This window comes from Agromyces albus, assembly GCF_030815405.1.
In the GTDB taxonomy this organism is placed as follows: Bacteria; Actinomycetota; Actinomycetes; order Actinomycetales; family Microbacteriaceae; genus Agromyces; species Agromyces albus_A.
On record NZ_JAUSWX010000001.1, the window covers coordinates 1,926,278 to 1,940,031 of the forward strand.

11 protein-coding genes are annotated in these 13,754 nt (G+C 67.9%); 6 read left to right on the forward strand and 5 right to left on the reverse strand.

The window, feature by feature from the left end:
- Positions 1–232: 232 nt before the first annotated feature.
- On the reverse strand, positions 233–1,495 hold the full coding sequence (locus QFZ29_RS09055; protein ID WP_306893809.1) for an ammonium transporter: 1,263 nt from the start codon (positions 1,493–1,495) through the stop codon (positions 233–235).
- 162 nt (positions 1,496–1,657) lie between these two features.
- On the reverse strand, positions 1,658–2,710 hold the full coding sequence (gene zapE, locus QFZ29_RS09060; RefSeq protein ID WP_306893810.1) for a cell division protein ZapE: 1,053 nt from the start codon (positions 2,708–2,710) through the stop codon (positions 1,658–1,660).
- A 141-nt stretch (positions 2,711–2,851) separates the two neighbouring features.
- Here zapE and QFZ29_RS09065 point away from each other — a divergent pair, with 141 nt between their 5' ends.
- Both QFZ29_RS09065 and QFZ29_RS09070 read left to right on the forward strand, forming a co-directional pair.
- Positions 2,852–3,751, forward strand: a complete 900-nt coding sequence (locus tag QFZ29_RS09065) for a sulfurtransferase (protein WP_306893811.1) — start codon at positions 2,852–2,854, stop codon at positions 3,749–3,751.
- Between the two features lie 47 nt (positions 3,752–3,798).
- Positions 3,799–4,236: a SufE family protein gene (locus QFZ29_RS09070; RefSeq protein WP_306893812.1), complete on the forward strand. Its 438-nt coding sequence runs from the start codon at positions 3,799–3,801 to the stop codon at positions 4,234–4,236.
- Between the two features lie 3 nt (positions 4,237–4,239).
- On the opposite strand, the gene QFZ29_RS09075 is transcribed toward QFZ29_RS09070, so the two are convergent.
- The gene (locus QFZ29_RS09075; protein ID WP_306893813.1) at positions 4,240–5,427 is read right to left on the reverse strand and encodes an alpha/beta hydrolase family protein; all 1,188 of its coding nucleotides are present in this window, start codon (positions 5,425–5,427) and stop codon (positions 4,240–4,242) included.
- A gap of 117 nt (positions 5,428–5,544) precedes the next feature.
- Here QFZ29_RS09075 and QFZ29_RS09080 point away from each other — a divergent pair, with 117 nt between their 5' ends.
- From QFZ29_RS09080 to QFZ29_RS09095, 4 genes are all read left to right on the forward strand, one after another.
- On the forward strand, positions 5,545–6,135 hold the full coding sequence (locus QFZ29_RS09080; protein WP_129521103.1) for a DUF3000 domain-containing protein: 591 nt from the start codon (positions 5,545–5,547) through the stop codon (positions 6,133–6,135).
- Positions 6,128–7,324, forward strand: a complete 1,197-nt coding sequence (locus tag QFZ29_RS09085) for a ribonuclease D (protein ID WP_306893814.1) — start codon at positions 6,128–6,130, stop codon at positions 7,322–7,324. Before QFZ29_RS09080 ends, QFZ29_RS09085 begins: the two co-directional genes overlap by 8 nt.
- Before the next feature lie 77 nt (positions 7,325–7,401).
- The gene (locus QFZ29_RS09090; RefSeq protein WP_306893815.1) at positions 7,402–8,613 is read left to right on the forward strand and encodes a thiolase family protein; all 1,212 of its coding nucleotides are present in this window, start codon (positions 7,402–7,404) and stop codon (positions 8,611–8,613) included.
- A complete protein-coding gene (locus QFZ29_RS09095; RefSeq protein WP_306893816.1) occupies positions 8,610–10,748 on the forward strand; it encodes a 3-hydroxyacyl-CoA dehydrogenase NAD-binding domain-containing protein in 2,139 nt (712 codons plus the stop codon). The genes QFZ29_RS09090 and QFZ29_RS09095 overlap by 4 nt, the downstream gene beginning before the upstream one ends.
- Positions 10,749–10,847: 99 nt before the next feature.
- On the opposite strand, the gene dxs is transcribed toward QFZ29_RS09095, so the two are convergent.
- On the reverse strand, positions 10,848–12,797 hold the full coding sequence (gene dxs / locus QFZ29_RS09100) for a 1-deoxy-D-xylulose-5-phosphate synthase (RefSeq protein WP_306893817.1): 1,950 nt from the start codon (positions 12,795–12,797) through the stop codon (positions 10,848–10,850).
- A gap of 118 nt (positions 12,798–12,915) precedes the next feature.
- Positions 12,916–13,725, reverse strand: a complete 810-nt coding sequence (locus QFZ29_RS09105; RefSeq protein ID WP_306893818.1) for a GNAT family N-acetyltransferase — start codon at positions 13,723–13,725, stop codon at positions 12,916–12,918.
- Positions 13,726–13,754 lie beyond the last annotated feature (29 nt).

The following is a 13,754-nucleotide window of genomic DNA, read 5'->3' on the forward strand; positions in this document are numbered from 1 at the left end:
GGCGGAGCCGGCGCGGATCGATCTCGACCGTGGCGAACGCGCCCGACTGCCCCGGAGAACGGTCGTCGACTCCGACGGACGCGTGACTCGTGACATCCGTCGAACCCTGCCGCGACCGCCTCGGGAGAACGAGCTGATAACACGCCCGAGGGCGGTGAGGAAGCGGCTGGTGTTCGACACACCCGCACACTACCCCACCGCCCTCGGGTCCCCCGAGGGACCAAGCGGTCGATCAGACGGTCTCGAGCTTGTAGCCCTCTTCACCGTGCACCACGAGGTCGATGCCCGCGAGCTCGTCCTCGTTCTTCACGCGGAAGCCGATGGTCTTCTGGATGATCCAGCCGATGGCGTAGGCCAGCACGAACGAGTAGATCATGACTGAGAAGGCCGCGATCGCCTGTACCAGCAGCTGCGTGAAGTTGCCGCTGTAGATGAGGCCGGTGCCGTTGGCGAAGAAGCCCAGGTAGAGGGTACCGATGACACCGCCGACGAGGTGGATGCCCACGACGTCGAGCGAGTCGTCGAAGCCGAGCTTGAACTTCAGGTCGATGGCCAGGGCGCAGACGGCACCCGCAACGATGCCGAGAACGATCGCCCAGAACGGGGTGAGGAATGCACAGGCCGGGGTGATCGCAACGAGACCCGCGACCGCACCCGAGGCGGCACCGACGGAGGTCGGCTTTCCGTCGCGGATCTTCTCGACGACGAGCCACGCGAGGAGCGCTGCGGCAGGAGCCGCGAGGGTGTTGACCCACGCGAGCGCCGCGGCGCCGTCGGCAGCGAGCTCAGAGCCCGAGTTGAAGCCGAACCATCCGAACCAGAGAAGACCGGCGCCGAGGAGCACGAACGGCGGGTTGTGAGGCACGTGCGCGCCCTTCGAGAAGCCGACGCGCTTGCCGAGGACGAGCGCAAGGGCGAGCGCCGCGGCACCGGCGTTGATGTGCACCGCCGTGCCACCGGCGAAGTCAAGTGCACCGACACCGAAGAACTCCTGCATGCCGTAGGTGATCCAGCCGCCGTACGCGAAGCTTCCGTCATCTGCAAGGCCGAAGTTGAACACCCAGCTCGCGACGGGGAAGTACACGATCGTCGCCCAGACTCCGGCGAAGATCATCCACGCGCCGAACTTCGCACGGTCGGCGATCGCACCCGAGATCAGCGCGACCGTGATGATCGCGAAGGTCGCCTGGAACGCCACGAATGCGAGCGGCGGGTAGGCAGCATCTTCGGCAGTTTCCAGAAGGCTGTTCAGGCCGAGCGCCGACCAGTCGATGGTCCACGGCGCTACGACGCCCTCGGACCCGGGGAAGGCGATCGCGTAGCCGTACAGCACCCAGAGCACTCCGATGAGGCCGATGGCGCCGAAGCTCATCATCATCATGCTGATGACGCTCTTGGCCTTGACGAGGCCACCGTAGAAGAACGCGAGTCCCGGAGTCATGAGCAGCACCAAGGCCGCCATTATCAGGAGAAACGCAGTATTGCCTTGATCCATCTCGAACCTCTCTCGGAAATCAGGGGGATCCTGTGGGCCTCAGTTTCACCAGCGGAGGTTTCGGTTCGGACCGTGTTCCGTTTCCGGGTCGTTACGTAAACGAGCAAAATGTAAACAGCATGTTTCGGATCGCGGGGCGTTCGATGTGAATCGAGCCGTGAGTCAGTCGTGCGGCGGCAATTCGCCCGTCGTCAGCGCGATCATCCGCGACATCGCGCGCAGGTACTTCTTGCGGTAGCCGCCGGCCATCATCTCGCCGTCGAAGACCTCGTCGAGGGGGATGCCGCTCGCGACGATGGGCACCTCGGCGTCGTAGACGCGGTCGATGAACGCGACGAGTCGCAGGGCGGCGTTCTGGTCATTGAGCTCGTGCACGCCCTCGAGCGCGATGATCTCGACGCCGTCGATGAGCTTGATGTACTTCGCCGGATGCACCGTGGCGAGATGTGCGATGAGCTCGTCGAACCCGTCGAGCGAGACGAGGTGCCCGCGTGACGCGAGGGCCTCGGCGGTGCGGGTGACGTCGGCCGTGTCGGGAAGGGCCTCCGCGTGCCCCTCGGTGTCGCGGCGCCGGTAGTCGAGGCCATCGATGCGATGCGTCTGGAAGTTCGCGGAGAGGGCATGGATCTCGCGCAGGAAGTCGGCTGCAGCGAAGCGACCCTCACCGAGCGCGTTCGGGGGCGTGTTCGACGTCGCCGCGACTCGCGTGCCGCCGGCCATGAGCTCGCCGAGGAACCTCGTCATGAGCATCGTGTCGCCCGGATCGTCGAGTTCGAACTCGTCGATGCAGATGAGCCGGGCGCCGCTCAGCAGCTGCAGCGCGGGCACGTAGCCGAGCGCGCCGACGAGCGCCGTGTACTCGATGAAGGTGCCGAAGTACTTGGGTCCTGGCGCAATGTGCCAGAGCGCGGCGAGCAGGTGCGTCTTGCCCACACCGAACCCGCCGTCGAGGTAGACGCCGGGCAGCTCGGCCTTTGGCTTGCGGTTCCGCGAGAAGAATCCGCCGGGCCGCTGCGCACGCCAGACGGCGGCGAACTCGCCGAGCCGATCGAGCGCCTCCTGCTGGGAGGGGAAGTCGGGGTCGGGCCGATAGGACTCGAACGACGCGTGCTCGAACTGCGGCGGCGGCACCAGCTCGGAGGCGATCTCGGCACCGGAGATCGACGGGTTGCGCTCGATGAGGCGGATGAGGACGTTGGTCGATGCCGAGGTCATGCTTGAGTGGCTCCCGTATTGCACCGGATGACGGGGGTACTGACTTCGACCGCCGCGCCGCGTAGATTCGAGGTGGACAGGTCAACAGCCTAGTCCGCTCCCCCGCACAGCCCGTCCGATCGGACGATCCCAGGAGGTCCCATGTCCACCGAGTTCGACTCCGCAGCGAAGTTCGCCGAGTACGCCCACCCAGAGCGTCTCGTCACCACCCAGTGGCTCGCCGAACACCTCGGTGAACCCGGCCTCGTCGTGGTCGAATCCGATGAAGACGTGCTCCTCTACGAGACCGGACACATCCCGGGAGCGGTGAAGATCGACTGGCACACCGACCTCAACGACCCCGTCGTCCGCGACTACGTCGACGACGAGGAGTTCGCTGCATTGCTCGGCTCGAAGGGCATCTCGCGAGACTCGACGGTCGTCATCTACGGCGACAAGAACAACTGGTGGGCCGCATACGCCCTCTGGGTGTTCACGCTCTTCGGCCACGAAGACGTGCGCCTCCTCGACGGCGGCCGCGACCTGTGGATCGCCGAGGGCCGCGAGATCACGACCGACGTCCCTCAGGTGACGCGCGTCGAGTACCCCGTGGTGAACCGCGATGACTCCGCCATCCGCGCATTCAAGGACGACGTGCTCGCGCACTTCGGCAACCCGCTCATCGACGTGCGCTCGCCCGAGGAGTACAACGGAGAGCGCACGACTGCCCCCGCCTACCCCGAAGAGAGCGCGCTGCGCGCCGGACACATCCCCACCGCGGCATCCGTTCCGTGGGCTCGTGCGGCCGCCGGCGACGGCACGTTCAAGACGCGTGAAGAGCTCGATGCCATCTACCGCGCCGAGGTCGGCCTGACCGACGGCGACGACGTGATCGCGTACTGCCGCATCGGTGAGCGCTCGAGCCACACGTGGTTCGTGCTCACGCACCTCCTCGGCTTCGAGAACGTGCGCAACTACGACGGCTCGTGGACCGAGTGGGGCAGCGCCGTGCGCGTGCCGATCGTCACGGGCGCCGAGCGCGGCGAGGTTCCCAGCCGCTGAGCGGCGGCGTGGGCAGGGCCGCAGACTGGAGTGGGACAATAGAACCGATGGATGCCACGACCCTGCCCGCACGACTCGCCGAGACCCGCGAGGATTTCCTCGCGCTCGACGTGCGCGATCGCCTGCAGCTGCTGCTCGAGTTCTCCAACGAGCTACCTTCCCTGCCGGCGCGATACGCCGACCACCCCGACCTGCTCGAGCGGGTCGAGGAGTGCCAGTCCCCGGTGTTCATCTTCCTCGAGGTCGACGAAGGGCTCGTGCACCTCTATGCGACGGCGCCGCCCGAATCGCCGACGACCCGCGGGTTCGCTTCGATCCTCGCCCAGGGCCTCGACGGCCTCACAGTCGACGAGGTGTTCGCGATCCCCGACGACTACCCGCAGTCGCTCGGACTCGGCGAGGCCGTCTCCCCGCTGCGGGTCCGCGGCATGACGGGGATGCTCGCCCGCACCAAGCGGCAGCTGCGTCAGCGCCTCGCGGCCTGATCCTCAGCCGACGATCTGCGCTTCGTCGCCGAGTCGTTCGACGCCCTCTGCGCGCCGCGCGAGCCAGCCTGCGATGAGATTCGTCCATCGCTCGGGGTCGTGATTCCAGAGCTTCGTGTGCCGCGCACCCTCGAAGACCTCGAATTCGATGAGATCGGGCCGCGCGGCGGCGAATCGTCGGGAACCGTCGATCGGCACGAATCCGTCGTCGACGCTGTGCATGAGCAGGATCGGCACCGCGAACTCCTCGGCGCGTGCAACCGGGTCGAGCTCGGCGAACGTGATGGGGGCTGCGAGCCCCGTCAGGCCACCGCTGAACGGTCCACCGAGCACACGCGCCACCGCATCGGCCATGCCGTTCGGCAATCCCTCGGCCCGCCCCTGGAACCTCAGGATGTCGACCCAGTCGATCGCCGGCGAGTCGAGCATGATGCCGACGAGCCGCTCGCGCACCGCAGCGGAGCGGAGCACCGCCTGCAACACGATCGATCCGCCCATCGACCACCCCATGAGCACCACGTGCTGTGCCCCGTGGTCGACCGCGAACTTCACGGCGGCGACGACGTCGGCCCACTCCGTTCCACCGAGCCCATAGCGACGATCCTCGCTCTCGGGCGCTTCGCCGTCGTTCCGATAGGAGATGAGCAGGGAGTTCCACCCCGCTTCCCGCGCGGGCTCCACCGCGCGAAGGGCCTCATGACGCGTCGCGCCCCGGCCGTGCACCTGGATCACCCACCGGCCCGACGGCGATTCCGCGGGCACCAGCCACGCAGGCGCCGGGCCGAGCGACGTGTCGACAAGCACGTTCTCATACGGGTGGTCGAGCTCCCACGGTCCGAGGTGGAACGACGCGTTCATGCGCCCACGCGACGTGCGCTCGAGGCGCCCGAAGTCGACGGACTCGATGCGGCGACGCACCGTTCGCTGCTCCTCCTCGATGACGTCGCCCAAGCGGGCGTGTCCGGCGTCACGGTCGAACCAGAAGCCGTAGCGTCCGCCCATGCGGGCCTCGTCGGATGCCGCGAGCGTGATCTCACCGCTCGCGAGATCGACCCCGACAATGCGCACGTCTTCCTCCCGAGTCGAGATCGGGATCACGACCTTGCGCGCGAAGCGCACCGTCACGGCCGCGGTCAGGGCGGCGACCCCGGCGATGAGGAGAGCCGAGGCTCCCGCTGCGATCCCGATCATCCTTGCCGTGCTCTCGCGCCGACTCATCCGTGCCCTCCCAGAGCGAAGCGGTCATCGTGTGCATGCGGTGCGGCGTGCCGTCGACATCCGCCCCAGTCGAGACTCTAGTCTGCACTCGTGCCCGACTCTGCGATCGCTCCGCCGCCCGAGTTCGCGGCCGCACTCGACTCGCTGCGTGCGGCCTCGCCACGTCCTGAGCTCGTGGTCACCGAGATTCCGGCGCCGGGCTCGCTCGCGCCGTACGCCGTGGCCTTGTCGGCGGATGTCATGCCGAGCCGCCACGGCGACGACTCAGAACTCGGCACCGGGCGTTTCGTGCTCCTCTACGATCCCAGTGAGCCCGAGGCGTGGGGCGGCCGGTTCCGGGTCGTGTGCTTCGCACAGGCACCCCTCGAGACCGACATCGGACTCGACCCGTTCCTCGCGGATGTCGCGTGGTCGTGGCTCGTCGACGCACTCGACGCTCGCGGCGCACGATACATCGCGGCATCCGGCACCGCGACGAAGATCCTCTCCACGGGATTCGGCGAACTCGCACGCCAGGGCGACGGTGCGCAGATCGAGTTGCGGGCCTCCTGGACCCCCCTCGATTCGTCTGCGGGCGCACATGTGGAAGGCTGGAGCGAGTTGTTGTGCATGTTGGCAGGACTGCCGCCCAGATCGGAAGGGGTGACCGCCCTTCCCCGTCGGAGGTCCAACCGTGGATGAATTCCGGGTGATCGAGTCTCCCGCCGAGTTCGATGACGCCGTCGCGCGTCTCGCCGGCGGCGAGGGTCCGATCGCCGTCGACGCCGAGCGCGCGAGCGGTTTCCGCTATTCACAGCGCGCCTACCTCATTCAGATGTATCGCCGCGGATCCGGGACGTTCCTCTTCGATCCGCCGCAGATCCCCGACTTCTCGGCCCTCCAGGGCGCCATCCACTCCGATGAATGGGTGCTGCACGCGGCGAGCCAAGACCTTGCATGCCTCCGTGAGGTCGGCCTCGATCCCGAGCGCATCTTCGATACCGAGCTCGCCGCGAGACTGCTCGGGATGCCGCGCGTCGGGCTCGCCTCGGTCGTCGAGGAGCTCCTCGACATCCGGCTCGCGAAGGAGCATTCGGCATCCGACTGGTCGACCCGGCCGTTGCCCGAGTCGTGGCTCCGCTACGCGGCGCTCGACGTCGAGCTGCTCATCGACATCCGCGAGAAGCTCGGCGCACGTCTCGACGAGACCGGCAAGGCCGACATCGCCGGGCAGGAGTTCGACGCCGTGCTGCACAAAGAGGCGAAGCCCGCGGCGGCCGAGCCGTGGCGACGACTCTCGGGCATCCACGCGATGCGGAACCCCCGCAACCTGGCGGTCGCGCGCGAGCTGTGGCTGACACGTGATGCGCTCGCCTCCGAGCTCGACGTGGCACCGGGCCGCCTGGTTCCGGATGCCTCCCTGCTGGCCGCGGCCCGCGTGATGCCGACGACCCGACGCGCCCTCGCCGACCTCCGCGAGTTCAACGGGCGAGCGAGCCGCTCCGAGTTGGATCGCTGGTGGGCGGCCATCGAGCGCGGCCTCACGACCACCGACCTGCCGGCTGTGCGCGTGCCGAGCGACTCACCACCTCCGCCGCGCGCCTGGGCGGCGCGCAACCCCGAGGCCGACGCGCGGCTTCGCATCGCACGTGCCGGGATCCTCGACATCGCCGAGCAGGTCGAGATGCCGGTCGAGAACCTGCTCACTCCCGACCACTTGCGTCGCGTCGCGTGGAGCCCGCCCGCCGAGGTCACGGCTGAGGCCATCGGCGAGGTGCTCGCGAAGCTCGGCGCCCGACCGTGGCAGATTGAGGCAACCTCACAGACAATCGCCGATGCCTTTGTCGAGGCGGCACAAACCGTCGAGGACGCCGCGACGAGCGTTTCGTAGGTTCCGTCAAGCGATTCAGCGGCCCCACAACGCCCTTCGTAGGATCGGAGACATCCTGATCGAAAGTGAGCTGCAGCGTGGCTGATCAAGCTGAAGTCGTGTTCGTCGACGGGGTCCGCACCCCGTTCGGCAAGGCCGGCGACAAGGGCATGTACTGGAACACCCGAGCCGATGACCTCGTCGTGAAGGCGATCGTCGCGCTCCTCGAACGCAACCCGAACGTGCCGAAGGAACGCATCGACGACGTCGCGATCGCGGCCACGACGCAGACCGGCGACCAGGGCCTGACCATCGGTCGTACGGCGGCGCTGCTCGCAGGGCTCCCGAAGACCGTGCCGGGCTTCTCCATCGACCGCATGTGCGCCGGCGCCATGACGGCCACCGCGATGATATCGGGGTCGATCGGGTACGGCATGTACGACCTCGCCATCGCGGGCGGCGTCGAGCACATGGGCCACCACCCCATGGGCTCGGGCGTCGACCCGAATCCACGCTTCCTGAGCGAGCGCCTCGTGGGCGAAGACGCCCTCGTGATGGGCGCGACGGCCGAGCGCATCCACGACCGGTTCCCGCAGCTCACGAAGGAGCGAAGCGACCGGTATGCGATGGCGAGCCAGCAGAAGACGGCTGCCGCGTACGCCGCCGGCAAGATCCAGCAGGACCTCGTGCCGATCGCGATCCGCACCGAGGAGGGCTGGGGCCTCGCCACGCGTGACGAGATGATGCGCCCCGAGACGACGCTCGAGGGCCTCGCCACGCTGAAGACGCCGTTCCGTCCGCACGGCCGCATCACTGCGGGCAACGCCTCGGGCCTGAACGACGGCGCGACGGCGGCGATCCTCGCCTCCGGCACCGCGGCGAAGGAGCTCGGACTGACGCCGAAGATGAAGCTCGTGAGCTTCGCCTTCGCCGGAGTCGACCCCGAGATCATGGGCATCGGCCCCATTCCCGCCACCGAGAAGGCGCTGCGCAAGGCGGGCCTCTCCATCGACGACATCGACCTCTTCGAGATGAACGAGGCGTTCGCGGTGCAGGTGCTCTCGTTCCTCGATCACTACGGCATCGCCGACGACGACACCCGGGTCAACCCGTGGGGCGGTGCGATCGCGGTGGGGCATCCGCTCGCCTCCTCGGGCGTACGCCTCATGAACCAGCTCGCGAGCCAGTTCACCGAGCGCCCCGATGTGCGCTACGGCATCACGAGCATGTGCGTCGGTCTCGGCCAGGGCGGCACCATGATCTGGGAGAACCCGAACTTCCACAAGAAGGCGAAGAAGGCCCGCGGATGACCGACTACACGACCATCGACTTCGATTCGCTCGCCGCCCTCTCCGACGACGAGGTGGTCACGCGCTCGTTCGTGCGCGACATCCCCCTCTCCGGCGGCAAGACGCTCGCCCTCGTCACGCTCGACAACGGACGCGACCACACTCGGCCGAACACCCTCGGCCCGGTCTCGCTGCTCGAGTACGCGAAGACGCTCGACGCCCTGAAGGCGCGTGCCTCGGCGGGCGAGATCCACGCCGTGGCGGTGACCGGCAAGCCGTTCATCCTCGCCGCGGGCGCCGACCTCACCAAGGTCGCCGAGATCCCCGACGCCGAGACCGCCCGCAAGATGGGACAGCTCGGGCACTACGCGCTCGGCAAGGCCTCTGAACTCGGCGTGCCGTCGTTCGCCTTCATCAATGGCCTCGCGCTCGGCGGCGGTCTCGAGATCGCACTGAACGCCGACTACCGCACGGTGGATGCCTCGGTTCCGGCCGTCGCGCTTCCCGAGGTGTTCCTCGGGCTCATCCCGGGTTGGGGCGGCGCCTACCTGCTGCCGAACCTCATCGGCATCGAGAATGCGCTGAAGGTCGTCATCGAGAACCCGCTGAAGCAGAACCGCACGCTGAAGGCGTCGGATGTGCTCGAGCTCGGCATCGCCGACGCACTGTTCCCGGCGGTGAGCTTCCTCGAGGACTCGATCAGGTGGGCAGAAGGGGTCGTGTCCGGCCGCATCAAGGTCAAGCGCCCGAACGAGCCCGGCAAGGTCGAGCGGCTCGTGAAGTGGGATGTCGCGATCGGCATCGCCTCGAAGATGCTGAAGAGCCGCATCGGATCAGTGCCGAAATCGCCCTACGTCGCCCTCGACCTGCTGAAGGCCGCGAAGAACAGCACGAAGGCCGAGGCGTTCGCGCGTGAAGACGAGGCGCTCGCCGAACTCATCGCGGGCGACCAGCTCCAGGCATCCGTCTACGCCTTCAATCTCGTGCAGAAGCGCGCGAAGCGGCCCGCCGGCGCGCCCGACAAGGCGCTCGCGAAGAAGGTCACGAAGGTCGGCGTGCTCGGCGCCGGATACATGGCGAGCCAGCTCGCTCTGCTGTTCGTGCGCCGTCTGCGGGTTCCGGTCGTCATCACCGACCTCGACCAGGAGCGCGTCGACAAGGGTGTCGCCCACATCACCGACGAGATCGACGCCCTCCTCGGCAAGGGCCGCATCTCCCCCGATGAGGCGAACCGGTTGAAGGCACTTGTCACCGGCACCACCGACAAGGCCGATTTCGCGGACTGCGACTGGGTGATCGAGGCGGTCTTCGAGGAGCTCGAGATCAAGCAGAGCGTGTTCGCCGAGGTGGAGCAGTTCGTCTCCCCCGAAGCCGTGCTCGCCACGAACACGTCGTCGCTCTCGGTCGAGCAGATCGGGGCGAAGCTCAAGCATCCCGAGCGCGTCGTCGGATTCCACTTCTTCACGCCCGTCGCGGTCATGCCGCTCATCGAGGTCGTGAAGACCCCGCACACCGATGACGCGACGCTGTCGACCGCGATGGTCACAGCGAAGAACCTGAAGAAGAACGCCGTGATCAGCGCCGATACTCCCGGTTTCGTGGTCAATCGCGTGCTCGCGAAGCTCCTCGGCGAGGCGATGTACGCCGTCGACAACGGCACCTCGTTCGAGGTCGTCGACGAGGCCATCGCGCCGCTCGGGCTGCCGATGCCTCCGTCGCAGCTGCTCGACCTCGTGGGACTCAAGGTCGGCGCTCACGTGCTCGACACTCACCACGCGGCATTCCCCGACCGGTTCTACCGCAGCGAGAACCTGCACAAGCTCGCCGACTACGGCAAGCTCCTCGACAAAGACGACAAGGGCAAGGTCAAGGGCTTCGACAAGGACGCGCTGAAGCTCGTGTCGGGCGGCAAGAACCCGTTGACGGCCGATGAGATCCTCAACCGCCTGCAAGACGGCCTCGCCGACGAGGTGCACCGCATGCTCGACGACGGCGTCGTCGAGGCGCCCGAGGACATCGACCTCTGCATGCTCCTCGGCGCGGGCTTCCCGTTCCAGATGGGTGGCGTGACGCCCTACCTCGACCGCGTGGGTGCGAGCGAACGGGTCTTCGGCGACACGTTCCACCACCCGCCGATCAAGGGTGTCGGCGCGTAGCCGAACGCCGAAGCGGCCCTCGACGGAAGTCGGGGGCCGCTTTCGTTGCGTGCATGCTCGCGGTGCGGGCGGTGGCCACAGCCGGGAGACGGCGGAGGCTCAGCGGTCGCCGGAGCCTGCGCGCACGGTGGTGGATCCGGTGTCGGTCGACACGCCGCGGGCGTGCGGGAGCTTCGAGCCGAGCACCATGGCCGTGACGTCGCGCGCGATGTGCTGCGGCGTGAGGCCGACGCGGTCGAGGATGTCGGCGCGCGACCCGTGGTCGAGGAACTCGTCGGGCAGCCCGACCTCGGTCACCGCGGTGTCGACGCCGGCCTGGCGCAGGTCTTGACGGATGCGGGTGCCGATGCCGCCGACGCGGATGCCGTCTTCGATGCTCACGACGATGCGGTGCTCGGCGGCGAGGTCGATGAGGCTTCGAGGTACGGGCACCACCCACCGCGGGTCGATGACGGTCGCACCGATGCCTTGCGCTTCGAGTCGTTCGGCGACCGCGAGGCCGATGCCGGCCATCGGTCCGACCGTGACGATGAGCACGTCGTTGCGGCCCGATTCGGCGAGCACGTCGACACCGTCGTCGGTGCGGCGCAACGCGTCGTAGTCGACGCCGACGGTGCCCTTGGGGAACCGCAGCACGGTCGGCCCGTCATTGACGGCGACCGCCTCGGCGAGCTCTTCCGCGAGGCGCACGGAGTCTCGCGGCGCCGCGATGCGGATACCCGGAACCACCTGCAGGATCGAGAGGTCCCATACGCCGTGATGGCTCGGCCCGTCGGGACCGGTGACGCCGGCTCGGTCGAGCACGAACGTCACGCCCGCCTTGTGCAGCGCGACATCCATCAGCACCTGGTCGAACGCACGATTGATGAAGGTCGCGTAGACGGCGACGACGGGATGCAGCCCGCCGAACGCGAGCCCGGCCGCCGACGTGGCGGCGTGCTGCTCGGCGATGCCGACGTCGAAGACGCGGGTCGGGAAGCGCTCCGCCATGCGGTGCAAGCCGGTGGGTCGCAGCATCGCCGCCGTGATGCCGACGAGCCGCTCGTTGTGCTCGGCCAGGTTCACGAGCTCGTCGGCGAAGACATTGGTCCACGACGGCGACGACGCCGGCTCGAGGGACTCGCCCGTCTCGGGATCGATCTGGCCGACGGCGTGGAACTGGTCGGCGGCGTCGCGGAGCGCGGGCTCGTAGCCGCGGCCCTTGTCGGTGATGGCGTGCACGATCACGGGAGCGCCGTACTCGCGCGCCTGGCGCAGTGCGGCTTCCATCGCGTGCTCGTCGTGGCCGTCGATCGGGCCGATGTACTTGATGTCGAGGTTCGAGTAGAGCGCTTCGTTGCCAGTGAAACGGCTGAGGAACCCGTGCAGGCCGCCTCGCACACCGCGGTAGAAGGCACGCGCGGGCTCGCCGAGGCGATCGAACGCCCGACGGCTCGACAGGTGCAGGTTGCGGTAGGTCTGCTTCGTGCGCACGGTGTTGAGGAACCGCGCCATGCCGCCGATGGTCGGAGCGTACGAGCGTCCGTTGTCGTTGACGATGACGATGAGCTTGCGCGTGTTGTCGTCGGAGATGTTGTTGAGCGCCTCCCACGTCATGCCGCCAGTGAGGGCACCGTCGCCGACGACGGCGATGACGTGCCGGTCGTGCTGCCCGGTCATCTCGAACGCCTTCGAGATGCCGTCGGCCCATGACAGCGAGCTCGACGCGTGCGAGCTCTCGACGATGTCGTGTTCGGACTCCGAGCGCTGCGGATAGCCCGCGAGGCCACCGGTCTGGCGAAGTGTCGAGAGGTCTCTGCGTCCTGTGAGGAGCTTGTGCACGTACGACTGGTGCCCGGTGTCGAAGACGATCGCATCGCGCGGCGAGTCGAAGACCCGGTGCATGGCGATCGTGAGCTCGACGACGCCCAGGTTCGGGCCGAGGTGACCCCCGGTCTGCGACACGGATGCCACGAGATACTCGCGAATCTCGCGTGCGAGTTGCTCAAGCTGTTCGGTACTCAGCGCATCGAGGTCTCGCGGTCCGGAGATGGTCTCGAGCAGGGTCATCCGGGAAGCACCTTTCACCAAGCCCAGCGGAGGCGGGGGCATCCATCGATTCTACGCGACGCTGTTTTGGTCGCTCACTCGAGGCTCGTGCAGGGCGCTGACCGGGAGGGAATGACGCTTACGCCTCCCGCCACTCGAACAACCCGATGCGACAGTATTCCCGGAAGCCGAGACGGCGATAGACCGACTCGCCCATCATGGAGGCTCCGAGGACGCTGATGCGGTAGCCCAGCGCCCGTGCCTCGAGCAGCGGCGCCATGGTCAGGGCTGCACCGATCCCCCGGTTCCGGGCTTCGGGCACGGTGAAGACGAAGTAGATGCCGGCGACGCCGGCGCCGAGGAACAGGGTTGCAGTGGCGACCGGCTCGCCGTCGAGCCGGCCCAGATAGTGGCGCCACGAAGCGTGTTCGAGGCCGAGGGTCGCAAAGATCTCCCCGACCCATTCCGCCTCCTTCGGACTTTCACCGAACCCCTTGCCAAGGGTCGCCACCCAGGCCGCGAGATCGTCAGGCGTCCGGACACGGCTGATCGCGAGGCCGGCGGGCAGTTGCAAAGGCCGCAGTTCATGGAGCTCGACGGCCATGCCGATATCGTCGCCGGCATGAATGAAGCCGCGGTCCACCAGCCGCCCGCCGAGATCGACGGGGCTCATACCCGGCCCCAGATGCCAGCTTCCCGGCACGCGATGGGCCCGCATCGCGGCGAGAGAAGCCGCGATCGCGGCATCGGCGCCGGCGGCATCGAGGTTCGCCGCAACCACGGCGTTGTGGTAGTCGATGGGCGAGCCTCCGATGGTCCAGCGCAGCTTGTCGTCGTCTCGCTCCTCACCGCCGCCGGCGCGACCCATGGTCATGAGGAATTCGGCGCCGTTCTCCTCGATGGCGTCGGCCAGCGCAGTGGCCGAGAAATCATCTCGCACAACTGCCATGGCTACCCTTCTCCCGGCAAACTCGCACG